This window comes from Candidatus Dependentiae bacterium (assembly GCA_026389015.1).
GTDB lineage: Bacteria > Babelota > Babeliae > Babelales > Vermiphilaceae > JAPLIR01.
Genome location: JAPLIR010000016.1, coordinates 16,633 through 39,333, shown reverse-complemented (window position 1 = coordinate 39,333; position 22,701 = coordinate 16,633). Strand labels below are relative to the sequence as shown.

Below are 22,701 nucleotides of genomic sequence, written 5' to 3'. Positions count from 1 at the left end.
GGTTGGTGGATATGGTGGATTTGTTTTTGTTTGTTCCTAAAAATGTTGTTGCTTGTTTTCTTGCCACCTTTTGCACAGAGCGCAAATGAAATCCACCATATCCACCATATCCACGACCTATAAAAATAGAAGGATAGCAATGATACTTCTTAATCTTGTTCATGAAAAAGGACTTACTCCAAAATGGGTTGCCAGCACAGAAGGTGGCGAATATCATTCATCGTGCCCGTCCTGTGTCGGCACTGACAGATTTGTTATACAGCCAAGCAAGCAAATGAAAAAATGTGTAGGCTCCTATTTTTGTCGTCGATGTGGTGCAAAAGGTGATTCTATCCAGTTTTGTTTGGAGTATCTCGGTTTAAGTTTTAAAGAGGCAGTAGATCGCGTAGGAGCAAAGATGCCTGAGAAAATCCCAAATATTTTTGCCAAGAAAAAAAGCAACTCAGCCGGTGCGACTATTAATAAGCCTTCTGCTATGTGGAGTCAACAAGCACGCAAACTCGTTGATGAAGCGCATGAAAATCTACTATCTCAGAAAGGTATTTTAGCCCTTCTCAATAAACGAGGCTTGCCTATTGATGCCATCCAACAGTACAAAATTGGATGGATAGAGCAGAGTAAAAATATGGAAGGTCATCTTTGGGGATTAGAAAAAGAAACAATCTGGCTCCCTGCGGGAATACTTATACCGACAATTGAGAAAAGCCAGTCTGTTATTAGATTCAAGATCAGGCGTAAAGATTGGCAGCCCAATGATCAGTATCCTAAATATATTGCACTATCTGGAAGCATGAGCGGTCTTAATATAATTGGCGATAAGAATAATCCCATCATGATAGTCGTCGAGTCTGAGTTGGATGCATATGCGTTGCATCATGCTGTACGTGATTTTGCAGTTGTTGTAGCTGTTGGCGGCTGTACAAAAAATCCTGACTCAGTAACCGATTATCTTGCCAAAAATAAAACTGTTTTACTGATTTGCCATGACAACGATGACGCTGGCAAAAATATGCTTACCAAGTGGAAGGGGCTCTATAGCCGTGCTCAGGGCTATCCAACTCCAATCGGCAAAGATATTGGAGAAGCCATAGAACAAGGGCTTGATCTTAGAACTTGGATTATCGAAAAGTTACCAGTGCAGATGCAATATGACTTACATTTAATAAATCAGCCTTGGAGCCAAGAAGATCAGTCTTTGACTGACTGGGTGCTGCATTACATTAACGAACGCACAGTGACACGGTATACTTATGATAAACTTGAACAAGAGATAAATCTGGGTGCAAATTCACCACGCGCTAAGATAGGGGAACTTCAGAACTATTTAAAATTTATGAAGCGATTGATTGAAGGTGAATATGAAAACAAGGAGATGGTATGACTAAAAAAACGAACTTCATAACACCGCCGAGCACAATATCTTTCTTGGTTGGTGCAATTAAATGCAATGATAACCCCGCAGCTGCCCAGTTACTCATAAAAAGTGCGATTGCTGCTGTGTACGAAAAGCCAGAGGCGCAAGTCACCAAAGAAGAAGTTGAGGCTGTTGTTGGTTTAATACAAACGCTGGAGCCAAAAGATACAATCGAAGCAATGTTAGCGGCGCAGATTATTTGTGCGCACATACAAGGGATGAATTCAATGAGCAAGAACTATCTGAATTCCAAGGGACATGGGTTGATGTTACTCAGATTAAGTCATCAATCGTTGGAGCAATTGCAGCGTTACCGTGGTAAACTAAGTCAGAATATTAATGTAACGTACAACACCCTTATTAAGGGGGTGGCAAGCTAAAAAACGGAGGATAATGCATGAGATTCAGGATGGATTTTTCTAAGCTTCCCCGTTGTGGTGCAAAGCCCAAAGTAAATTCTGCTAGAACACTACCATGTCGTCACGTTGCTCTTAAAAATGGAAATGGTAGATGTTATTATCATGCAGGCAGGCCGCTTAAACATGGGCTCTATACTAAAAAATCATACAATGAACGAACAGTACAACGTTGTTTAATTAATGATCTACGACACACAGCTGAATCATTGAAAGAATTTATCAAGTCACAAAAGGAGGTAAAGTAATGGTGCGCAAGGTAAAAAAGACGAATGATATAGTAACAGCATCTTGGAATAAAGAACCACAATCAGAAGCTGAATATATTTGTATGGGGAATGAATTGCTTGCATGGGTGCAAGAAGAAAGCTCGCTGGCTATAGATGGTTTTCCTATCAGTAAGATGATCGCTCCATCAATTTTTCATGCATTACCAAACAAATCAACACAATTTGCTCAGGCGTATGATATTGCTTTGGGTATTATAGGAACAAGAAGAGAACGCTTGGCTCATGAAGGAATGCTCAATGCGCATATAGTACGAGAAACCATGCCGCTATATGATCCTGTCTATAGAAAATGGCGAATTAGTGAAAAAAATAAAGAGGAGAATATGGGCGAGACAAAGTTCATTACTATTGAGATCCCTCACTGGCTCAACTGCCCTGATGGATCTCATAAAAAAGAAACCGATGACTTCTTAGCAAGAGAAAAGCTTAAAGCACAATCTCAAAGGCAATAAGGGTAAAGATCCTTATTTGATGATTAAGATTTCTTGTAATTTCTTTTGACAACTACCATTTTTTATGCGGTAATTAATAGTAGTTATCTCTACTATAGTGCTTAAACGAGGTAAGAATTCGTGGAAACATCCAAATCAATCATTTTCGTTGTAAAGGCGTAAAGCCCTTTATTATTCTTGTTGCCGATCTCAGGAACAAATTTCTATCCATTTTTTTATACCGCTACACATGTAACGCTTGCGCGCGTTAACTGAATTATGCTGGTATTATTATCCAAAGGAGATTCTATGTCTCAACTATTAAGGAGCAGCATATGATGCATAAACCTATCTTACTTAAAAACATTGGTTTTTCTTTTCCCCACAAAATTTGTTTTGAAGACTTTACTGGTCAGATTAGTTATGGAAGCCGCATTGCCATTATTGGACGCAATGGGAGTGGCAAATCGACCTTGCTCAATATATTACGGGGGATGGTAGAGCCTACGAGTGGACAACTGGTAGTGTCTTCTGATGTTGTGTGTGGTTATGTGCCACAAATTGTTGAGGACTTTGATTCTTTAAGTGGTGGTCAACGTTTTAACCAAGCTCTAACAGGTGTGTTGAGTGAAGATCCCAATGTTTTGTTGCTTGATGAGCCAACTAACCATTTGGACCAGCATAATCGTAAATCGTTGATGCGCATGTTGCGTGCATATCAAGGAACATTAATTGTAGTAACACATGATGTGGAATTACTACGCACTTGTATTGATACGCTGTGGCACATTGATAATGGTCGCGTTCAAGTTTTCTCAGGAAATTATGATGATTATATCCGGGAAATAAAAGCTAAAAGAATTTCCATAGAACAAGAGATCTCCAGGCTTAATCGCCAAAAGAAAGATATGCATGAAAAATTGGGGCAGGAGCAACAAAAGGCCTCTAAAAGTAAAAGCATAGGAGAAAAAAATGTCGCTAATCGTAAATGGACAAAAATGACTGGCGACCTTAAAGCTATGAAAGCTGAAAAATCGCAAGGAAAAAAGTTTCGGACCCTAGAGGATACAAAACAGGATCTTCAGGAAAAGCTCTCTGAGTTGCGTCTGCCCGAAGAAATTGTGCCGACATTTTCGCTCAGTAGCGCTAATGTTATGGGTCGAACTCTTATTTCAATCGTTGATGGCAGTGTTGGCTATCTTGGGCAAGAACCATTATTGAAGCAGATTAGTTTGCAAGTTGGTCCGCATGATCGTATTGCTATCATGGGTGCGAATGGTAGCGGAAAATCAACCTTGATGAAGGCTATATTAGGTGATGTGCAGGTTGCAACAGCGGGAGATTGGTACACGCCAAAACCTCAGGACATTGGTTACCTTGATCAACAGTATGGCACGTTGAATGCTGACAAAACAGTGTTCGAGACTATTCAAGATCTCGTGCCTACGCACTCTCATGCAGAAATCAGGCGGCATTTGAATGATTTTTTATTTCGAAAAAATGAAGAAGTTAATACGTTGGTTACTAATCTTTCTGGTGGTGAAAAGGCGCGGTTAACATTGGCGCAAATTGCAGCTAAAACACCAAGGCTTTTTATGTTGGATGAAATCACCAACAACCTTGATTTGGAAACACGTGGGCATGTCATTGAAGTGCTCAAAGAATATCCTGGTGCTATGATTGTTATTTCACATGATGAAGATTTTTTAAAAGAAATTGGTGTTACTGATGAATATTATATTGAAAACGGTTCTATGGTGAGGCGATGAATATGCTGCCTACACATTTAGGGAAATATTTTTCAATTTTTGTTCTTATGATAATTATTGCTCTAGGGAGTTTTTACATGACCAATAAATCTATACAATTGCCGGCACCTACAGGATCTTTTAATGTTGGCACAACAATGTATCATTTAGTTGATACGTCTCGCAAAGAAATTTACTCGTACGATCCTGAACATCCGTTTCGCGAATTAGTAATGCACATGTGGTATCCTGCGAAACTTCAAGGAAACGAAACCTTTGCTCCGTATATTTCTTCACGCTTAAAATTTCACATACAAGAGATGCTTGCAAAAAAAGAGCCCTTTTTATTTGGGGGCAGCGGCTATATTGGTGCTGATGTTATTACGCATGCATATCTTAATGCTTCCGTAAGTGATAAACAGCTCACATACCCAATCATCCTTTTTTCGCCCGGATTTGGCGGCCCTCATTATCTTTCCACAAACTTATTTGAAGAACTGGCAAGCCACGGCTACATCGTGGCCGCACTTAATCATACGTATATTTCCGAACCGACTGAATTTCCTGATGGCAGAATAATCAGAGGCTCTACCCAGTGGGCACAATTTGCTCAAAACAAAGAAGAACTCGAAAAAGCCCATAATCGTGAATTAATCACCTGGGTAAAGGATTTACAATTTGTTATGGATCAGCTTGCTCTAATTAATCAGCAAGATCCACACCATAGATTCACCAATAAGCTTAATCTTGATCATATCGGCATTATGGGTCATTCATTTGGTGGTGCCGCAGCAGTTTCTTTGTGTCGAATCGATCCTCGCTGTAAAGCCGGGGTAGATATAGAAGGCCCGCTTTTTGGTGAAAATCAAGACATTGGCTTTGATAAGCCATTTATGTTTCTTTTTGGCCAGCCATTTACTGTTCCGGCCGGACATCCGAATGAAGATTATTACAATAAGGTAATAAAGGATAACCAGGAGCGAATCGCCAAGCTTTATGAGAATCTTACCAATGATGTATATCATATTGTTTTGAAAGATGCGGATCATATGTCTTTTAGTGATTGGAATATTATTACACAGGCGAAAGAACCGGGCAAAATAACTCATAAAGAGGTAATTAAAATTACCCGAGCTCTGCTGGTTGATTTTTTTGATAAATATCTTAAGGGTAAAACATCTGTTGAGCTGCTTGATAATACAAATCAAGAGGTTAAAATTGCGTTTAAGGCCAGGAAATAAGAAAGGTTTAATCATGTTTTATCGAAATATTTTTTTGTTTATAAGTGTAACCATCTACGTGCAAGGATTATCAATGAACAAACATGGAGACCAAGAAACGGTCACCTTCAAGAAAATCACAGAAGATGATGTGCCATTACTGCGTACATGGTTTCAAGAACCTCATGTAGAGCAATGGTGGCCAACACCAGAGGCAGAAGAAGACTTTATTAAACACTTTGTTACTCGCAGTCGCTCAAAAGATACTTTTGCCTACATTTCAAAACTTAATGATGTTCCTTTTGGTTATATCCAGTATTATTACTTCAATCGCGATGATCAAAACACGGGTGGCATATGGGCGCCAGGTGATTTGCCTGAAACCACGGTGGGCATTGATCAATTGATAGGTGATCCACAGTATCTGGGTAAAGGTTACGGCACACGTATGCTTCAAGAATTTATTACCTATATAACACAAGTTTTGGAGCCACATATAACAACGATTATTCTTGATCCTAAGCCGACGAATACTGTTGCCATTAAGTGTTATGAGAAAGTTGGTTTTAAGCGTGTTGGCGTTGTTGATGCTCCATGGGGCCCAGCACTCTTTATGAGATATGATGTTAAATAGGGTAAAATTATAAGGAGCGATTTCATGGCAAATCCTTGGCAAGCAGAGAATATTATTGAATCAGAAAAAGCATTAATGCTCATAAAAAGTCAATTTCCTGAACTTAATGCTTCGACTATTACTTTATTTGGATCGGGTTGGGATAATACTGCTTACTTAATCAACAATGAATATATCTTCAGGTTTCCACGAAGAGAAGTTGCTGTGAATTTGCTGATGCATGAAATGGTTGCATTGCCACAATTAGCCAATAAGCTACCGATCGCTATTCCTAATCCTCAGTGGCAAGGTGAGCCAACTAAAGAATACCCTTGGCCATTTCTTGGCTATCGAATATTGCCCGGTCATACAGCATGCAACGCTAATCTTTCAGATGAGCAACGTGTAGCGTTCGTAGAACCACTGGCGCAGTTTTTAAAAGTTCTACATCATGTTCCAATTCAAGCATTTGAAAATATTATTCCAGGAGATGTGATAGACAGACTTAATGTTGCGGTTCGTACTTCAAGAATTATAGCATTAATGGAAGAGTTAGAATCGTTAGGGTTACTGCCACACAAAGATGCTCTATGTAACATTATTGAATATTCGCAAAAATTATCGCTGCTTCAAGAAAAAGTAATTGTTCATGGTGATTTATATGTGCGACATTTCCTCATCGATGAGTACAATCATCTTACGGGAATTATTGATTGGGGAGATATTCATTTGAATTCACCCGCAGCAGATCTTGCTGTTATTCATAGTTTTTTACCACCACATACTCATGTGCGCTTTAAAGAAATCTATGGACCAATCTCACAAGATACATGGGATCTTGCACGATTTCGAGCGATTAATCATTGTTTGAACCTCATTAATTTTGGACATAAGTCTGGTGACCATGCTCTTGAGCGCGAGGGCAAACTGGGCATCGATTACATTGTTAAATCTTTTGATAACAATGTGAAGAAGCAATGATTAAACCATCTCATAGAAAAATAGTTATTATCGGTAATGCTGGCTCGGGTAAGACAACATTGGCACTCCAGATTCAAGAAAAGCTCCAACTGCCACTATACCATCTTGACCAATATCAGTGGAAGCCTCATTGGGAAAAACGTGATTTGGAGGAGTTTCACGCTATACATAATGATTTATTGGAACAGGAAGCATGGATTATAGAAGGGTTAGCTCTTAAAGTTCTTCGTCATCGTGTTCTATGCGCGGATGTTGTTATATTTTTAGATATTTCACGTTCTCGATGCATCTACAATGTGTTTAAACGATTAATTGCCAACTATGGCAAAGTAATTCCGGGTAATTCTGAAGATTGTAAGCAATGGTTCAATTTCAAATTTTTTACGTTCTTGAAGTGGATTTGTGATTTTAATAAACGGCATAGAAATCTGGTTGTTGATACCCTTGATCAGTTCAAAGATAAAAAACAGATCTATATTCTGAAATCACCAAAAGAGATGGATGATTTTATAAAGCAGATAACCAAAGATATTTAAAAATGTTTTTACTTACGTCGCAGGAAAAATAATGCTTGAATTGCGTAGAAGACAATTGGAAATTATTTGTGAAACAGTAAATGTAGGCCATATAATTACTGACCCAACGCCTGTTGCTGGCGGATTATTACATGAAATGTGGTACGTAACCACAGATAGAGGACACTATGCAGTTAAAGTATTAAGTCCTAAAATTATGCAAAAAATGGGCGTGCTGGATCGTTATGAAGCAACGGAAACCATTGCAAGAATGTTCTTTGAAAAAGGAATTCCAGCAGTAGTCAGCATCACAAATGATAACAAATCAGTCATTGAATTGGATAATGCATTTTTTATTATTTATCCCTGGATGCCAGGTACTATTCTGAGTCAAAACTTAACGAATAGAGAATACGCAAAAAAAATAGCTACAATTGTAGCACAAATGCATCAGCTCAACTTGCAACTACCAAAACTTACGCAAGCAACGTGGGATATTCACGCTAATAGTTATTATGAGAATCTCATAGCAAAAGCAATAAAGAGCAATCTGCCATTTGCCAGCGCCTTGCATGATTTGACTGCTGATATTTTCACCTGGAATGAAAAATACAGCCATGCAATTACCCAACTAAACAAACATACTCTCATAAGCCATGGCGATCTTGATCAAAAAAATGTTCTGTGGACAGATGATGGCAATCCAATGATTATCGATTGGGAGGCTGCGCGACTATTAAATCCGACTCAAGACATTATTTGTATAGCACTTGATTGGAGTGGTTTTCCATCTGGAACTATTAATATTGAATTTTTCACCTCTATTATTAACGCATATAAAAAAGCTGGTGGTACCATTAATAAAGATGACATTCAAGCATCCTTTGATTGTATCAGGGGCAATTGCCTCAATTGGATGGCTTACAACATTGAACGGAGCTTGGATGGTGATGATGAAAAGAATAAGTTAGGCATTGCGCAGGTACAACAAACATTAGATTTATTAGTGTATTTAACATCTCATATTCAAACACTAGCTTCTTTATTGTAATTGGGAAAAAACTAAAAATAATTATGTATAAGGTGTAGTATGATGCTGTTGATGATAGATGAAATGCTCGTTTATTGAATGATTTTTTAAAATTTGCTGGGCAAGAGCCCTGCTTGCTATTCACCTTTTACTGATAAGTCTTCACTATGATAGAAAAACAATCTCTTTCAAATCAATGCATTATTGATTGCTTAAATACCGATTACGGCATTAAAGTTGCTACCCTGACATTCATCCCTTTAGGCGCTGATATGGATGCGTCAGTATACAAAGCTCAGACGCATGACCAGGCATCTTATTTTGTAAAGCTAAAACGTGGTTACCATCATGATATTGGCGCTATTGCTTGTTGTAGTAGGAACTAAAGATCCTCTCCTTGTATCATGCGATGCATTTGTAGCAAAAGCCCAAGAACATGACATGCCGATCACCTATTGGCGCTTTGAGGGTATAGGGCATGGCTTGCAGAATGCGCGGCCAAAAACATTTACGGAAGCCGCTCAATGGTTGCAACATTTTTTAACAAAATAGAGATTGCTGGACTTAATCTTCATGAATGTGATTATCTTTAAATAAGATGACAATAATATTTATCTCGAAAAAAGGACACGTATGAACATTAACCAAAAAGGCCTGAGTACTCTTGCAATCGCATTATTGATTGCCGCCATTGTTGCACCATTAACCTATTGGATTATCAAAAGAATTTATACCAAGACCAAAGAAGTAACGATTGATTCACTTGTTGTAAAAGAAGCTGCCAAACTGCTTTCTTCATCTTTCCATAAATCAATTCAAATACAATCTATTGTTCGCCTAAGTGAACCAGACAGACGAAATCTTGTCTTAAGGCTTATGATTAAAGATGCGCACAATGATATTCCGAAGAGTGTAATTCTAAAACAAGCATTGCCTGTAAAAAATGGACAAGATCAAGAAGCGTTTGATCGATTTGCTCGAGATTGGGCTGGTCTTGAATTTGTATCCACATTAAACACAAAGATAGCAATAGCGCCACGCTTCTATGGCGGCAACAAAGAACATCGCTTTATTCTGCTTGAAGATTTAGGTAAACCTCATATTAGTTTAGTTGATAGTTTAACTACGATAGACAACTCTCAAGCAGCAACTGATACCTTGCAGCGATTTATGATATGTCTTGGACAATTGCATGCATATAGCTATCAGCATACTGATGAGTACCTTAAAATTTTGCACCGTATAAACCCTTCTGTAATTACAGAACAAGACAAATCAACCGATATAATGTCGCGCCTAGAATCTATTTTAAAAAATTTTAAAATACCTTATACGGCTCATTTACTAGACATTATAAACACAGTTTTGAAAGGAGTTACAGAACCTGGTTCTTTTACAACCTTTATCCATGGTGATATTTGTCCAGACAACACATTTGATAATCCAAACAAGAAAACCTTATTATTGATTGATTTTGAACATGGCAAAGTGCACAGTGCATTATTAGATGCAACCTATTTACGAATGAGCATGCCAACTTGTTGGTGCGCCAAGGCTCTACCAGAAGAGTTAATAGAATCAGTTGACTTGTTATATCGCCAACAACTTATGGAAAAAATTCCAGCAGCAAAAAACGATGATGCTTATCATGCCGCATATGTTAATGCATGTGCTTACTGGATGATTGGCTCTGTGTCGATGATTGGATACATTCCCAGCTTTTCTGTCTAAATGAGAAATGTTAAGGGGCTGCTAAAGGTGTAGCTTGCGCTTTTCGATAGTCATTTACCATCTCACGAATGGCATCAACAATAATTTCTGGCTGCTCAAGGTTAATCATATGCCCGCTGTTTTCGGCAATTACTTGTTTAGATACCTTAGAGAGTTGTAAAAGTTCCTTCTGAAAAATATGAAATATCTTTCCAACTTCATTTGCTTCCTGTTTGAACCCTTCAGGTGCATCAAGCTCTTTGCCCCCAGTAATCACTATTAAGGGTTTATCTTCTAAGGCGTTATGCGATTGTTCAATCTGTTTTAAAGTTTCCTTAAATGGTGTGAATTCATCTGTTGTTAAACTGTTGGTGCTTTTCATTTTTGCTATAAGAACATCTTTAATTGATGTAGGAAAAGGGGGTGCATCTTGCAATGTAAGATACAAACGCGTTATTCCCAAATAAATCGCAATCCTACTTGTCAATATATAGCCTTTGATTCGGTCTAATATCGGGCGAGGAAAACGTTTTTGAACTTCTTCAAAACGTTCTTCTTGCTTTTCATGGGAAGAATCTACTAATACAATGCCAAATACTTCATCAGGATAGGTATTAGCATATAGACGCATGTTAATGCCTCCTGAAGAGTGGCCTACAAGAATATACGGTGGTTGAGCATGCATATTTTGCAACAGTGTATGAAGTTCTTTTACTATAAATGCACCTGTGCGTGGATTAGGACTTTTTTCGCTCCAGCCACGGCCAGCCCTATCATAACTACATACATGGGCAAATTGCTCAACTCCTTTTTGAACAAATGTCCAATAAGTTGAAAAGTTTGCCAGTCCCGATTCTAAAATGACCGTTGGTGTCCCAGTTCCTGAACAGTTAATATGTAATTTAAATCCATCAACAGCAACCATTTTCCCCGGTGCTGGATAACGACAATCGTCTATTTTCGTGCTTATAAATTGATAACTAAGCCCAACAAGAACTAAAAGAGTAAAGCTTGCAATAACTATGAGTAAGATTTTTTTAAATTTCATAAAACCTCGGTTAAAAATAATCCTTATAAACGAGAATGCTTTATTAAAATTAGTAAGTTATCTCAGGTAAAGTCAATAAGTAGAAGCAATTTTTTTAGCTTATTTAAAAATTCCCATGTTTGTTGTGGTAGGAACAAATGATCCATTGCTTGAATCATGTGATGCATTTGTAGCAAAATCCCAAGAACATGGCGTGCCTATTACCTATTGGCGCTTTGAGGGCATAGGACATGGATTGCAGAATGCACGGCCAGAAACATTTACGGAGGCTGCCCGATGGTTGCGCCAGGTGCTAGGGGCTTAATTTCCCCCCTGTTCTATGAAGTACATCAGAAACCGAATTAATGTCACTATAACAGTTTCTTTGCATTCATGAAGCATTTCCAACAGACCAGGCTGTCAGACTATCCCCTGTTTGATCAGTACACATAGCTTGCAAGAGATTAATCCATTGGCACGACCCTGCAAACAGTGTCTGATTGTATGAGCTATCTATGCGATTGAAGGGACAATATATAGCCGAGCCGTGAGCCATACCGTGTGTTGCCGATCCGCCACAACGAGCAACAATCATTGTCGCATGTGCATTGCGCAAAATCTCTATTGCTTGCATAACGGCAGTGACTTGGTCTGATTCTTCGCTGGGGGCTAATTGATTGCCTAAAATAGTAAAAAATTCCATGGTGTCGGTATACATTGGCCACATGCAAAAACGTGGCGAAGCATCACGGACTGTATTCAAAATATTTGTGTAATCTGGAAGATTAAGTACCTGTTCAATGAGGAGGTTGAGCGCTATGCGCACGTCATCCACACGGTTTAGATCGAAGGCGGTATGAGTATAGATTCCTGAATCATCATGGCGAGTATAATAATCATCAAATGCATTAACCATACCAGCAGCAACATCCAATGGTGTATTGTTTTCTTGATTCAAGACTGTCGTGATACCTTGATAGTCAAAGCCATCGGGTAATGAACAACTTTGGCTGCCCACCATATAGCGAGCAAACGGGGCCACTTGATAAGCAACCTCGAGCATTGCTCCCATGCACGTATCAAAAGCTACAATATCAATCTGTTGGCCAGACAGGACTTCATCTTTAATGGTGTTGAGGCCTGAGATGAGGTCATCGTTGGTTAGATAGGTTTTTGTTGTATGGTTAAACATGTAGCCTTTGTGTCGTTGTTGGTGATGAGCAAGGGCTGACCGTTTGGCGGTGCAGGATGTTGCCAGTTGATCACTATCGACTTCGTATTTTTGTGTTTGTTCATTCCAGCGAGGATCTAGAATTCCCCAACCATGGTTTGACATGATCATCATAGTGTGGTCAGCATTATTACCAGAAAATCCCCATGATGCAGCATCAATAAAATCTTGTTTGTTATTGCCAGTTAACGTTACTTCTTCCAAAAAGACTAAACCTTGATTGGTTACTCGATACCGTAAGCCGGCATTGTAATAAGCATGTAGTTGAATAAAAAGCTCAATGGAATCATTGGGTTTTCCACGAACCATATCAGTAATATTTTTAAATGCCATATCACTGAGGCTATCACTTGAATCCATGTAGAACAGTATGCGCCAACTGTTGGCTAGCAGAGATAATGAGCTACATGATAATGCAACAATCAGACATAAGGAATAGAATTTTTTTGCAAACATGATGGCTCCTTTTTTGAAGTTTTTTATTTTCTAGAAGGATACATCAATGAAACAGCTTGGAGCAACTTTTTTTTAAATGAATAAAACTCTTACCTCTGTTCTATTACGGTTACAGTGTTGCCGCTTGTTGGCCCTTGTCAATGAAGAAGTGCATCAGAAACTGACTCTTAATAAGAGTATGTTTGATGCCTGAATAATTTCAGGATATGTGTGATGCTGTTCCAGTTAAAAGTTCGAAGTGTAGACAGCGTCTCCAGCCATTCTTCGCTCTTTAAGGAGCTTCGAATGGCGGGCCATCTTCTTCAAATGATTGGTATACAAATTAAAATAAAGATTGATAGAACTGAGCGAAGAATGCCCTTCGTAGCTTGCGAAGTAGGGCATAAAGTTCATCCGATTAAAATTACATTAAAATTGTTCCGGCTCATTAAGTTTCGCTCTCGAGCGAGTTTGTTATTAATTTTTTTGTTTCCACATTTCTCCACCATAAAACTCTTCTGATTCACTATGTACTACGTTTATCTCATCAAATCATTAAAAGATCCTAGCAAAACCTACATAGGATATACTGTTGATCTTGAACAGCGACTTGAAAAACATAATTCTGGTGGATCAATATATTGATCTGACTTTAGGCCATGGAAAATAGTGACATACGTTTGTTTTGATGATGAAGTGAAGGCAATACAATTTGAGCGGTATCTAAAATCCGGTTCCGGGTATGTATTTGCTCATAGAAGGTTGTGGTAAATTCGCTCATGATCCGCCGGTTATCAATGCAAAAAAATTAACATAGGTTGCAAACAAAAACAGCTCAGAAGGTTTTTATCGCCTAAGCTGTTTTTTTATTTTAGTGCGAACGATTGTTGTTTCTTATGTTCTTCTAATAGTTTTTTTATGTCATCTGATATGGCCAATCTAATGCAGCGCGGCTCCATTCGCCTTTCAAGTGTACATCGGCGCCAGCTTTGAGCAAAGCTTTGATTATATGTATATTGCCTTGCTCAACAGCTCTAGTTAGTGCGCTTGAACCCGTATTAGTTTGAATGTTTATATCGGCACCTGCTTTGATTAATTCCTTAATAATACTTGGATCGTCTTCTTTAGAGGTTTCAGGGGCAATTATCAGGGCTGCGTCTCCAAGTGACTTTTGGGCATTGATATGGGCACCTGCTTTGATGAGGGAGATAGTAATATCTTCATAGCCATTTTTAGCAGCAAGCATAAGCGGCGTATGTCCATACTCTCCTTTAATGTTGACATCAGCGCCCGATTTAATTAATTCTTGCACAATTTCTGTGTAGCCATAGTTGATCATCCGAACTTTTTACTATCAAATCAAATGGCGAAAGCACTTCACAGACGATGTTTTCATCCTTCAGCATCAAGTTCGATAGTACCAGCTTAATAAGTTGCCTTCTTCCCCCAACTTCAGAACTCATAAAATAGTTATCGCTAATCTACAATCTGCGCATACATTTGTTTCAAAAAGAGAAAGTTATCAATTAATTAAGATAGCTCAAATATAGGGTTTGTAGTGCGGTTACCTGTGTTAAGTGGGCCCATTTGTTGACTAAAGCTCACAAATAAAGATAAACATATATCAAATGAAGAATGTGATATTGGTCCCATTTCGCCTGAATTTTTAATTTATAAGGATAAAAACAATGCAGATGGAATGCACATGGTTAACAAAAGCGATACTCGTTAGTTGCTTGATACCATTCACTGCTATTGGTGAAACCCTTGATATTACTTTTAACCCTAGCGGAACGCCACCTGGCACCGTAACGACACCTATTGATAGTATAAGCGTAGCTAATGGCGTTGCTGTACAACCCGATGGCAAGATAGTTATCGCCGGGTTTGCTGTTAATATGGGAGGCGATTCCCTATTTGCATTAGCACGGTACAATACGAATGGGACACTTGATACTTCATTTGGCGTAGCTGGCATAGCAAGGACATCATTTGGTGTCGGTAGCAATAGTTCAATTTCTGCAGTAGTACTACAACCTGATGGCAAAATAGTTGCTGCAGGTACGGCAAATGTTTCGGGAACTACTTACTTTGGATTAGCCCGATATAATTCTAACGGCACACTTGATACTTCATTTAATCCTTCTGGTACTATACCAGGTACAGTAACAATATTTATTGCTGATGTAAGCGAAGGCCAAGCAGTAGCTTTACAAGCCGATGGAAAGATAGTTGTTGCGGGCTTTACCATTACTATACCAGCGGTTGTTTCTTATGGGGCATTAGCTCGATATAACTCTGATGGAACACTTGATGCTTCATTTGGCATAGGTGGCAAAATAACAATGCTGATTGATACGGGAACTCGTTTTTTTGATGTAGCTTTGCAGACCGATGGGAAAATAGTTGCTGCTGGATTTTCTGTTTTGGCAGGCGTTACCTATATTGCATTAACCCGATATAACGCTAATGGAACGCTTGATACTACCTCATTTGGTACGGGCACGGGCATAGTAACAACACTTATTGGCACAAGAGCAGCAGCAAGCGGCATAGCTCTACAAGCTGATGGCAAAATAGTTGTTTCTGGCAATGCTACAGTAACCGGCATTATTCAATCCGCATTGGCACGATATAATTCCGATGGCACACTTGATACTAACTTTAATCCTAGTGGAACTCCATTAGGCACCGTAACAACACCGGTTGGGACAACTAGTCAAGCAACAAAAATTGCTCTTCAAACTGATGGTAAAATAGTTGCCGCCGGGCAGGCTACAATAACAGGCATTACTCAATTTTTGTTAGCACGATACACCTCTGACGGAACACTTGATGCTACATTCAGCCCCTCCGGAATGCCTGCAGGAATCATTACAACCATATTTGATACAAGCACTAATGGCAAAGCCCAAAGCCTCGCCATACAAGTCGATGGAAAAATAGTTGTAGCCGGCCAAACATTAATAGAAGGCGCTTATCGATTTGCCATAGCCCGTTATGGAATACTGTCATCGTTAATCGAAAGCGCATTAACCGTGGCCATTCAACAAAAATATTGTCTCTTTATGTGATCATATTTAATAAAATTATTTTATTAAAAGGTGGAGTAACGTACAAAAATGATAAAAGTTATTTTTTATACCAAAGGAGAATATATGAAGTCTTTACAGTTATGTATCTTTTTTATCCTTATATCTGGATGTTGCGCGGCATATGGCGCAAGTCACACTTTTTTTACACCTCGCCAAATCACCACTGACCCAACATTTGAACTTGCTTTAACCGATTATGATATGTATCACGGCGATAAAAACGATTTCCAGCTATCCGTCAAACCATTTTATCAACGATCAACACAAGGAAAAAAATCAGCCGCATTCTTTTTGCCGCACAACAAATGCTGTGTTGCAGTACGCGAAAATGGCACGGGAGATATAAACCCTTTGTGGTTTAATGTTATTTCTGCTTCAGGAACACTGTACAGTTCAACATTGTGCTGTGCTCCTCAACGCACTACCTATGGAGGAGTGCTCACCTTCTATGCGAATTTTAATAGATGGTTAGATGGTTTATGGTTGCTTGCTAATACTGCAATTATGGGCGCTACCCATACTATGCATGTAAGAGAAACTGATAGAACTGAAAATGGGACCATACCAGATTTTACAAACATGTGTGATGGATTTAATAATCCAGACTGGTGTGCTGGCAAAATTAAATGTTGTGGGGAAAAAACTAAAGCTGGCCTTGATGATATTCAGATAAAAATTGGTTATGATTTTGATTGTCCCAAAGTAGATCACATTGCTTTGTACGGTGTGCTTACTATTCCAACAGGCAATCGTCCAACTTCATATTATTTGTTTGAACCACTTGTTGGCTCTAAGCATGTAACTCTTGGTGTAGGTTTGAATGCTGACTATGTTTTGTGTGAGCGAGAAGATAATTCATGGACTATCTTGGGCGATTGTAAATATCGCTATGCTTTTAGTGCTCATGAAAGACGATCGTTTGATTTGTGTGATAATGGTGACTGGTCTCGTTATTTATTAGTTGTAGATCAAAGTCAACCCTTGAATTCATTGCCTGGAATTAATTATTTTACATTGCCAACAAAAGTAACCCCACGCAGTACTGTAGATTTTTGGCTTGCTCTGCACCACCGCCATTGCAACTGGGATATAGAAATTGGTTATGATTTATGGTGGCGTCAAAAAGAAAAAGTTGCATTGCGATGCTGCAATAATGCTTTATCGAACAATACTATAGGTATTTATGATATGAGTGGTGTATGCGGCACCAATCAAACATCTGCAAGTACGGCAACTATTGCCCAATCTTTTGGAACCGTTGTGAGTGATGCAATATTTGTGCCTTTAACAGTGAGCGATCTTAATCTTTCATCAGCTGCTCATCCCAATGTTCTGACCAACAAAATATATGCTGCCATTGCAAGGCCCTACGCATTCAGATGTTTTGCAGGTCTATTTGGCTTAGGCGGATCGTATGAATTCGCTCAGCACAATGCCGCATTTAATCAATGGGCGCTGTGGGCTGATGTTGGTTTAGCTTTTTAAATCAAATTTAAAAAGCTAGAAGGCATTACTGCAATATTTGGCGATAATTGCGAGTGATAAAGCGCTACCATTTTTAACTACTTCAGAAGAAGTAACATTATAAATAGCAACATTGTTATCAGTTTGGCTTGAAACAAGAGCAAACAAGCCTCCTGATAGTAGTGGTGAAAATCCCACTGCAGCTGGGTAACTTGCTGTTGCAAATGGAGATCCAGTTGCGGGTGTAAATGCGCCCGTTGTTTGGTTGATGGTATACACTGAAACATTATCACCGTGATTATTGGTAACAGCGGCAAATAAGTTTCCTGATGAGAGTGGTGAAAACCCTACAAAATAAGGGGTATTCCCTGTTGCAAATGGAGATCCAGTAACAGGTGTAAATAAACCAGTTGTTTGATTAACCTCATACACTGAAACATTATTGTCGCTATTATTGGTAACAGCAGCAAATAAGTTTCCTGATGAGAGTGGCGAAAACGCTATAGAAAAAGGTGTGGTGCCTGTTGCAAATGGCGATCCCGCAACGGGAGTGAATACTCCGGTTGTTTGATTGACGCTATACACTGAGATCGTATTACTGCTTCCGTTGGTAACAGCAGCAAATAAATTGCCGGATACTAGTGGTGAAAATGCCACAGAAATTGGGCCTAAGCCTGCAGCAAAAGGTGACCCTGCAACAGGGGTGAATACGCCTGTTGTGGTATTAGCACTATATACTGATACAGTACCCGATGCGTTTGCAACAGCAGCAAATAAATTTCCGGATGCTATTGGTGAAAAGGCTACAGAACTAGGAAAATTTCCGGTGGAAAATGGAGACCCTGCAACAGGGGTAAAAGCGCCTGTTGTTGTGTTAATGCTATATACTGAAACCTTATTGTTTCCATTATTTGCGACAGCGGCAAATAAACTTCCTGATACATCTGGAGAAAATGATACTGATTGGGGATAACTTCCGGTAGCAAATGGAGACCCTGCAACAGCAGTCAATGACCCAGTTGTTTGATTAACACTATACATTGAAACTGTGCTGTCATTTGCATTTGCAGCTGCAACAAATACATTGCCCGAAATTACTGGTGAAAATGATGCAGAAAAGGGATTGCTTCCTGTTGCAAAGGGTGAACCAACAATGGGGGTAAATTCACCCAAATTAGACGTCGAATACACCCAGCTTGTTTGATTGATAAGGATAAGAAATAATGGAATGTACATTCTTACTATTTTCATAGGGATCTCTCTTGTAAAATATTTTCAATACAACTTAAGCAGTTGAGATACTACTAGATCGTTTTTACAACTGTCAATGGATTAAGCAATGCGGATACATTGTATTTTTCCTGTAAGCTGTTCCAATTAAAAGTTCGAAGTGTAGACAGTATAGTGCCACCCGTTGTCACATTAATTAACAATCGCTGCATTAAAACGGCATAAATTTTTGAGTCGTAAGTCTTTGCATTGCAATACGTTCTTGTATAATTTTTTTAAAGATAGTTTGGGATTCCGAAGTTTTAAGGAGAGGAATCATTCCTTGGATTTCCTGAATTGATTTTTTCAATTCGACGGTTTTATTTTTTAAGGTAGATATTCCATCAAACTTATTATTATAAAGTCCTTGAATAGGCATAAATTTTGGATGCATAAAGAGCGTATCAATAGCAGTTTGAAGTTCGTTTATTTGATCTTTCAAAATAGTGTTATAGATTTTGAGGTCTTCATCGTTTTGTGATTGTATCTTTCCTGCAGAGCGATTTGCCCATTCCATTTCTATGGTCAACAACGAATACAGGTCATTGCCTTTATAAGAGGTCGTGAGCTTTTTCATCAACTCTTCTTTCCAGACCTTCTTTTCGATATTTTGCTCCAAGTCGGGATGCAAAACACGTACCAATTGTTTATAAATACTGCTCAAGCTCTTTGATTGTATTTCTTCAAACGCCTGCTTCTTTAGCTCTTTTTCGCGTTGCTTTTTTGATTGTGGAGCTTTGCAAGAAGAGTCTTTTTTGCTGGCAGTAGCTTTGCCCATTTTTAGAAATATGTTTCGCATAATTTCTTCATGTGAGTCCTGAAGATCGATATCTGAAATATCTATATCCATGCCAAATTGCTCTTTTATCGCCTTTTTCAGCGTATTTAATTGTTCAGCAAGGCTTTCTTCATAACTGATGCCATGTAATTCTTTGAAAATCTTTTGAATTTCAGCGGGAACTTTGAGTGAATTGTGCATAACGCAAACTTGATTAACTTCTTGTGTAAGCCACTCTTTAAATGCTTTGAGCTCATGTTTTGAGAAGTTTTTTGAAGTTCTATAGCATTGATATGCGATCGTGAAGCGCTCCATAAGAACCTGCAATAAAACTGATTCATGAGGCCTCATGGTTTCATGATAAAATTGCAAAGCAAGGTCAAGATCACGATTTGTCGTTTCTTGTTGATTGTGAAGATCCTGTACTGTTTTTATTAATTGATCAAATGTTTTTTGATGGAATGTTGCATTAGGTTTTTCTTTTTTGGTACTTACATTAAGTTCGGTATTAATCATGATTGTCTCTTTAGTGGGGAATGAATTTCTTACTATGTATCCATTTGCTTAACTGTCATTAATACATTATACACTTTTTCTCATTGTTGGACAATTAGCGTTTCCCTTTGTTCTCAGGGTATAAATCATATATACTGGTTATAGCAGTGCGTTTAAAGATACATCGTGCTACGCAAGACCTTTTGAGAGACGGAGTCTTTTATGGGTGAGTAATGCAAAAAAATGATAAAAAAATAAGGATTTTTTCATGCAACACATTAAACACACACTTCTTTTAGGTTCAAAGTCGCCATCGCGGCAATCATTGCTTAAGGGAATTAAGCTTCCTTTTACGCTGGTTGGCCAGGATGCAGATGAATCAGTATGCGATTGGGGATTGACCCTGCCGCAGGTAGTTGAATCAATAGCCCTACATAAAATGAAACATGTGGTCTTGCCGCAAGGAAAAGAGGGCGACATTTGTTTTGTGTTAACGGCAGATACCTTATCGCAAGACCTTAATGGTCGCATCGAAGGCAAACCAGTTGACCGTGCGGATGCAGTTCAAAAGATTCGAGATGCTCGTGCGGGTGCTCGCTTGGCAACAGCATTTTGTCTTGATAAAAAAATATGGAAAGATGGTGCATGGCAGATCGAAAAACGTATTGTGCGCTGTGAACAGGCTGAATATATTTTTGCTATTCCTGAGCAGTGGATTGATATTTATATCGATAACAGTATTGCGCTTGAAGCAGCACATGCAATTGCTATTGAAGAATTTGGTGCGCAGTTTTTAAAAGTTATTCATGGTTCATATTCAACTATTGTTGGATTGCCACTGTTTGAATTACGTGAAGCATTAGAGGAATTAGATTTTTTTAATCTATAAATTTGTAGAGCACGAAAAAGTTTCAAATAAAAAGGCCCCAGAAATTTCTGGGGCCTTTTTATTTAATGAATCATTTAAAGATGTCACCAGGTTTACTGATGAAAAAAATTCAAACAATTGGACGCATAGTACTTTTCAATAAGGAAAGTATCATCCTTGTTTCTCCACCAATAAGCATCTATCTTGTCAGGATGCCTCTCATATTTCAGAAATTTCTATTGATAAAAACCCTTTTTTAGTTGAGTTAAATCATTAAGTTTTTCTATTTGACCATTGATTTAAATGTTGTAGACTTTCCTATACAAGCATTAATCAAAAGATACTACCTAATGGGGTTGTCATGGATAAACATATATTTATTAAAAATATCATTCTACGAGGGGTGATCATTACCCTAATTGGATCTTTTATTTCCATGCATGGTATGGAAGAAAAGGCCACCAAAAAAACAGATAGTGTGGCCTATACAAATGATGAACTTGTGCAAGAAGTTATCAGAAGAAATAACGGAGATCCTAAAAAGGCACTCATGTTTGCTGTAAATAATAATCTTTCAGGTATGACTCGCTCGTTGCTTGCATTAAAAGTTGATCCAAATGTGAAAGATTACAGCGATCACAGAATTGATCATGTTTTTCCTTCAGGGGAGACGGAATTCGTTACCCCTCTGATATCCGCTGTGCATAACAATAATGCTGAAATGGTAAAAATATTGCTTGATACAAATGCTTGTGTGACTAATGACTGTTTTAATAATAATAGTGTATTGACTTATGCATAATTTTGGGGCAGAAAAAATATAGTTCAACTTCTTCTTGCAGCAAAAGCAGATGTAGATTTTCAAGAGCCAATTCTCAAGCAAAATTCCTTGCAAATCGCTTCTTCTAATGGCCACGCGCCTCTTGTTGCATTGTTCTTAAAGAGTCCTCATAAGCAACTAGAACTCGCAAAATTTAATGCGCTTACAGCAGCATTGAGCTTTGGTCGTCAGTCCTGTGCACGCTTATTGTTAGAAAATAAGGCATCGTTCAACACTGCGGATTGGTCAACCGTAGATGGATGCACAAAAATTTTCATTTTACAGCGCTATAAAAATGAATGTATAGGTATTGTTCGTGAAGTATTAGACGGATCTTATAGGTCTCAAAAGAATGAACTTATGAACAATTTGCCTGTACGTGTTATCAATCAATATAAAGATCAAGCAATCATGCCATCTGAATCTATAGAACTTATTAATGAGTATGCGAATCTGTATGGGAAAGATGCAAAGCGCGCTACACTTAAACAGGCTATTGTAGTAGCTAAGCAGTTAGTAGGAAACAGTAATGGTTTTTTTGATAATGGAATTGATGATTCGTCGCATAATGGCGTGTGTGTAGGAGATATGTTAGTGCCTCAAAAAAAGGTGCGTGATAAGGATCTGTGTATCATTGCTTAGAATTGCGCTTGAAGCAGCGCATACAATTGCCATTGAAGAATTTGGCGCACAGTTTTTAAAAGTTATTCATGGTTCATATTTAACCATTGTCGGATTGCCGCTTTTTGAACTCCGTGAAGCATTAGAGGAATTAGATTTTTTTGATTTATAAATTTGAATGTTTAATTCAACAAAAAAGGCCCCCAGAATTTTCTGGGGGCCTTTTTGCA

Annotated in this window: 25 protein-coding genes and 1 pseudogene; 21 read left to right on the top strand and 5 right to left on the bottom strand. The window is 38.4% G+C overall.

Translation table 11 applies throughout. The features are described 5' to 3' along the window. Positions 1-85: 85 nt before the first annotated feature. From NTX86_02340 to NTX86_02280, 13 genes are all read left to right on the top strand, one after another. Positions 86-1,381: a toprim domain-containing protein gene (locus NTX86_02340; GenBank protein MCX5922142.1), complete on the top strand. Its 1,296-nt coding sequence runs from the start codon at positions 86-88 to the stop codon at positions 1,379-1,381. Continuing rightward, positions 1,378-1,794 carry a hypothetical protein gene (locus NTX86_02335; GenBank protein MCX5922141.1) on the top strand — a complete coding sequence of 139 codons (417 nt, stop codon included), beginning with the start codon at positions 1,378-1,380 and terminating at the stop codon, positions 1,792-1,794. Before NTX86_02340 ends, NTX86_02335 begins: the two co-directional genes overlap by 4 nt. A 17-nt stretch (positions 1,795-1,811) precedes the next feature. Then, positions 1,812-2,078 carry a hypothetical protein gene (locus NTX86_02330; protein ID MCX5922140.1) on the top strand — a complete coding sequence of 89 codons (267 nt, stop codon included), beginning with the start codon at positions 1,812-1,814 and terminating at the stop codon, positions 2,076-2,078. Further along, positions 2,078-2,572, top strand: coding sequence for a hypothetical protein (locus NTX86_02325; protein ID MCX5922139.1), 495 nt, complete (start codon positions 2,078-2,080; stop codon positions 2,570-2,572). The genes NTX86_02330 and NTX86_02325 overlap by 1 nt, the downstream gene beginning before the upstream one ends. 314 nt (positions 2,573-2,886) lie before the next feature. After that, on the top strand, positions 2,887-4,320 hold the full coding sequence (locus NTX86_02320) for an ATP-binding cassette domain-containing protein (GenBank protein ID MCX5922138.1): 1,434 nt from the start codon (positions 2,887-2,889) through the stop codon (positions 4,318-4,320). A gap of 77 nt (positions 4,321-4,397) precedes the next feature. After that, positions 4,398-5,540, top strand: coding sequence for a hypothetical protein (locus NTX86_02315; GenBank protein MCX5922137.1), 1,143 nt, complete (start codon positions 4,398-4,400; stop codon positions 5,538-5,540). Positions 5,541-5,613: 73 nt separating this feature from the next. Then, positions 5,614-6,153, top strand: a complete 540-nt coding sequence (locus tag NTX86_02310; protein MCX5922136.1) for a GNAT family N-acetyltransferase — start codon at positions 5,614-5,616, stop codon at positions 6,151-6,153. Positions 6,154-6,177: 24 nt separating this feature from the next. Next, entirely contained in the window at positions 6,178-7,113 is a 936-nt protein-coding gene (locus NTX86_02305) for a phosphotransferase (GenBank protein ID MCX5922135.1), read from the top strand. Next, positions 7,110-7,649, top strand: coding sequence for a topology modulation protein (locus tag NTX86_02300; protein MCX5922134.1), 540 nt, complete (start codon positions 7,110-7,112; stop codon positions 7,647-7,649). The genes NTX86_02305 and NTX86_02300 overlap by 4 nt, the downstream gene beginning before the upstream one ends. A 31-nt stretch (positions 7,650-7,680) precedes the next feature. After that, entirely contained in the window at positions 7,681-8,679 is a 999-nt protein-coding gene (locus NTX86_02295; protein ID MCX5922133.1) for a phosphotransferase, read from the top strand. A gap of 146 nt (positions 8,680-8,825) precedes the next feature. Further along, positions 8,826-9,044 (top strand): hypothetical protein, encoded by a 219-nt coding sequence (locus tag NTX86_02290; GenBank protein MCX5922132.1) that lies wholly within the window; start codon positions 8,826-8,828, stop codon positions 9,042-9,044. Further along, on the top strand, positions 9,007-9,210 hold the full coding sequence (locus tag NTX86_02285) for a hypothetical protein (GenBank protein ID MCX5922131.1): 204 nt from the start codon (positions 9,007-9,009) through the stop codon (positions 9,208-9,210). Before NTX86_02290 ends, NTX86_02285 begins: the two co-directional genes overlap by 38 nt. Before the next feature lie 81 nt (positions 9,211-9,291). Then, positions 9,292-10,389 (top strand): hypothetical protein, encoded by a 1,098-nt coding sequence (locus NTX86_02280; GenBank protein ID MCX5922130.1) that lies wholly within the window; start codon positions 9,292-9,294, stop codon positions 10,387-10,389. Between the two features lie 10 nt (positions 10,390-10,399). Here the strand turns inward: NTX86_02280 and NTX86_02275 are convergent, their stop codons facing one another. Next, positions 10,400-11,416, bottom strand: a complete 1,017-nt coding sequence (locus NTX86_02275) for an alpha/beta hydrolase (GenBank protein ID MCX5922129.1) — start codon at positions 11,414-11,416, stop codon at positions 10,400-10,402. A gap of 115 nt (positions 11,417-11,531) precedes the next feature. Between NTX86_02275 and NTX86_02270 the strand changes: the two genes are divergently transcribed. Next, positions 11,532-11,720 carry a hypothetical protein gene (locus NTX86_02270; protein MCX5922128.1) on the top strand — a complete coding sequence of 63 codons (189 nt, stop codon included), beginning with the start codon at positions 11,532-11,534 and terminating at the stop codon, positions 11,718-11,720. Between the two features lie 66 nt (positions 11,721-11,786). Here NTX86_02270 and NTX86_02265 read toward each other — a convergent pair whose 3' ends face one another. Further along, the gene (locus tag NTX86_02265) at positions 11,787-13,082 is read right to left on the bottom strand and encodes a clostripain-related cysteine peptidase (protein MCX5922127.1); all 1,296 of its coding nucleotides are present in this window, start codon (positions 13,080-13,082) and stop codon (positions 11,787-11,789) included. A gap of 507 nt (positions 13,083-13,589) precedes the next feature. Between NTX86_02265 and NTX86_02260 the strand changes: the two are divergent. Beyond that, a pseudogene (locus tag NTX86_02260) lies at positions 13,590-13,832 on the top strand (GIY-YIG nuclease family protein). A 145-nt stretch (positions 13,833-13,977) separates the two neighbouring features. Here the strand turns inward: NTX86_02260 and NTX86_02255 are convergent. Then, the gene (locus NTX86_02255) at positions 13,978-14,400 is read right to left on the bottom strand and encodes an ankyrin repeat domain-containing protein (GenBank protein MCX5922126.1); all 423 of its coding nucleotides are present in this window, start codon (positions 14,398-14,400) and stop codon (positions 13,978-13,980) included. Between the two features lie 349 nt (positions 14,401-14,749). On the opposite strand from NTX86_02255, the gene NTX86_02250 reads away from it, so the two are divergent. Both NTX86_02250 and NTX86_02245 read left to right on the top strand, forming a co-directional pair. Next, entirely contained in the window at positions 14,750-16,135 is a 1,386-nt protein-coding gene (locus tag NTX86_02250) for a delta-60 repeat domain-containing protein (GenBank protein ID MCX5922125.1), read from the top strand. Between the two features lie 84 nt (positions 16,136-16,219). Further along, positions 16,220-17,641 (top strand): hypothetical protein, encoded by a 1,422-nt coding sequence (locus NTX86_02245; GenBank protein MCX5922124.1) that lies wholly within the window; start codon positions 16,220-16,222, stop codon positions 17,639-17,641. A 15-nt stretch (positions 17,642-17,656) separates the two neighbouring features. Here the strand turns inward: NTX86_02245 and NTX86_02240 are convergent, their stop codons facing one another. Beyond that, entirely contained in the window at positions 17,657-18,871 is a 1,215-nt protein-coding gene (locus tag NTX86_02240) for a beta-propeller fold lactonase family protein (GenBank protein ID MCX5922123.1), read from the bottom strand. A 190-nt stretch (positions 18,872-19,061) separates the two neighbouring features. Continuing rightward, the gene (locus NTX86_02235) at positions 19,062-20,183 is read right to left on the bottom strand and encodes a hypothetical protein (protein ID MCX5922122.1); all 1,122 of its coding nucleotides are present in this window, start codon (positions 20,181-20,183) and stop codon (positions 19,062-19,064) included. Between the two features lie 247 nt (positions 20,184-20,430). On the opposite strand from NTX86_02235, the gene NTX86_02230 reads away from it, so the two are divergent. From NTX86_02230 to NTX86_02215, 4 genes are all read left to right on the top strand, one after another. Further along, a complete protein-coding gene (locus tag NTX86_02230; protein MCX5922121.1) occupies positions 20,431-21,051 on the top strand; it encodes a Maf family protein in 621 nt (206 codons plus the stop codon). Between the two features lie 340 nt (positions 21,052-21,391). Then, positions 21,392-21,832, top strand: a complete 441-nt coding sequence (locus tag NTX86_02225) for a hypothetical protein (protein ID MCX5922120.1) — start codon at positions 21,392-21,394, stop codon at positions 21,830-21,832. An 18-nt stretch (positions 21,833-21,850) separates the two neighbouring features. Beyond that, on the top strand, positions 21,851-22,492 hold the full coding sequence (locus tag NTX86_02220; protein MCX5922119.1) for an ankyrin repeat domain-containing protein: 642 nt from the start codon (positions 21,851-21,853) through the stop codon (positions 22,490-22,492). Beyond that, positions 22,485-22,643, top strand: a complete 159-nt coding sequence (locus NTX86_02215) for a Maf family protein (GenBank protein MCX5922118.1) — start codon at positions 22,485-22,487, stop codon at positions 22,641-22,643. The genes NTX86_02220 and NTX86_02215 overlap by 8 nt, the downstream gene beginning before the upstream one ends. The last annotated feature ends 58 nt before the right edge of the window (positions 22,644-22,701 follow it).

Bases quoted from the DNA above. Each gene is read 5' to 3' on its own strand.
- NTX86_02295 (MCX5922133.1), top strand. From the start codon at position 7,681: ATGCTTGAATTGCGTAGAAGACAATTGGAAATTATTTGTGAAACAGTA.
- NTX86_02235 (MCX5922122.1), bottom strand. From the start codon at position 20,183: ATGATTAATACCGAACTTAATGTAAGTACCAAAAAAGAAAAACCTAAT.
- NTX86_02285 (MCX5922131.1), top strand. From the start codon at position 9,007: ATGATATTGGCGCTATTGCTTGTTGTAGTAGGAACTAAAGATCCTCTC.
- NTX86_02325 (MCX5922139.1), top strand. From the start codon at position 2,078: ATGGTGCGCAAGGTAAAAAAGACGAATGATATAGTAACAGCATCTTGG.
- NTX86_02280 (MCX5922130.1), top strand. From the start codon at position 9,292: ATGAACATTAACCAAAAAGGCCTGAGTACTCTTGCAATCGCATTATTG.
- NTX86_02300 (MCX5922134.1), top strand. From the start codon at position 7,110: ATGATTAAACCATCTCATAGAAAAATAGTTATTATCGGTAATGCTGGC.
- NTX86_02245 (MCX5922124.1), top strand. From the start codon at position 16,220: ATGAAGTCTTTACAGTTATGTATCTTTTTTATCCTTATATCTGGATGT.
- NTX86_02225 (MCX5922120.1), top strand. From the start codon at position 21,392: ATGGATAAACATATATTTATTAAAAATATCATTCTACGAGGGGTGATC.
- NTX86_02315 (MCX5922137.1), top strand. From the start codon at position 4,398: ATGACCAATAAATCTATACAATTGCCGGCACCTACAGGATCTTTTAAT.
- NTX86_02255 (MCX5922126.1), bottom strand. From the start codon at position 14,400: ATGATCAACTATGGCTACACAGAAATTGTGCAAGAATTAATTAAATCG.
- NTX86_02265 (MCX5922127.1), bottom strand. From the start codon at position 13,082: ATGTTTGCAAAAAAATTCTATTCCTTATGTCTGATTGTTGCATTATCA.
- NTX86_02275 (MCX5922129.1), bottom strand. From the start codon at position 11,416: ATGAAATTTAAAAAAATCTTACTCATAGTTATTGCAAGCTTTACTCTT.
- NTX86_02335 (MCX5922141.1), top strand. From the start codon at position 1,378: ATGACTAAAAAAACGAACTTCATAACACCGCCGAGCACAATATCTTTC.
- NTX86_02340 (MCX5922142.1), top strand. From the start codon at position 86: ATGAAATCCACCATATCCACCATATCCACGACCTATAAAAATAGAAGG.
- NTX86_02230 (MCX5922121.1), top strand. From the start codon at position 20,431: ATGCAACACATTAAACACACACTTCTTTTAGGTTCAAAGTCGCCATCG.
- NTX86_02240 (MCX5922123.1), bottom strand. From the start codon at position 18,871: ATGAAAATAGTAAGAATGTACATTCCATTATTTCTTATCCTTATCAAT.
- NTX86_02330 (MCX5922140.1), top strand. From the start codon at position 1,812: ATGAGATTCAGGATGGATTTTTCTAAGCTTCCCCGTTGTGGTGCAAAG.
- NTX86_02305 (MCX5922135.1), top strand. From the start codon at position 6,178: ATGGCAAATCCTTGGCAAGCAGAGAATATTATTGAATCAGAAAAAGCA.
- NTX86_02310 (MCX5922136.1), top strand. From the start codon at position 5,614: ATGAACAAACATGGAGACCAAGAAACGGTCACCTTCAAGAAAATCACA.
- NTX86_02320 (MCX5922138.1), top strand. From the start codon at position 2,887: ATGATGCATAAACCTATCTTACTTAAAAACATTGGTTTTTCTTTTCCC.
- NTX86_02250 (MCX5922125.1), top strand. From the start codon at position 14,750: ATGCAGATGGAATGCACATGGTTAACAAAAGCGATACTCGTTAGTTGC.
- NTX86_02290 (MCX5922132.1), top strand. From the start codon at position 8,826: ATGATAGAAAAACAATCTCTTTCAAATCAATGCATTATTGATTGCTTA.
- NTX86_02270 (MCX5922128.1), top strand. From the start codon at position 11,532: ATGTTTGTTGTGGTAGGAACAAATGATCCATTGCTTGAATCATGTGAT.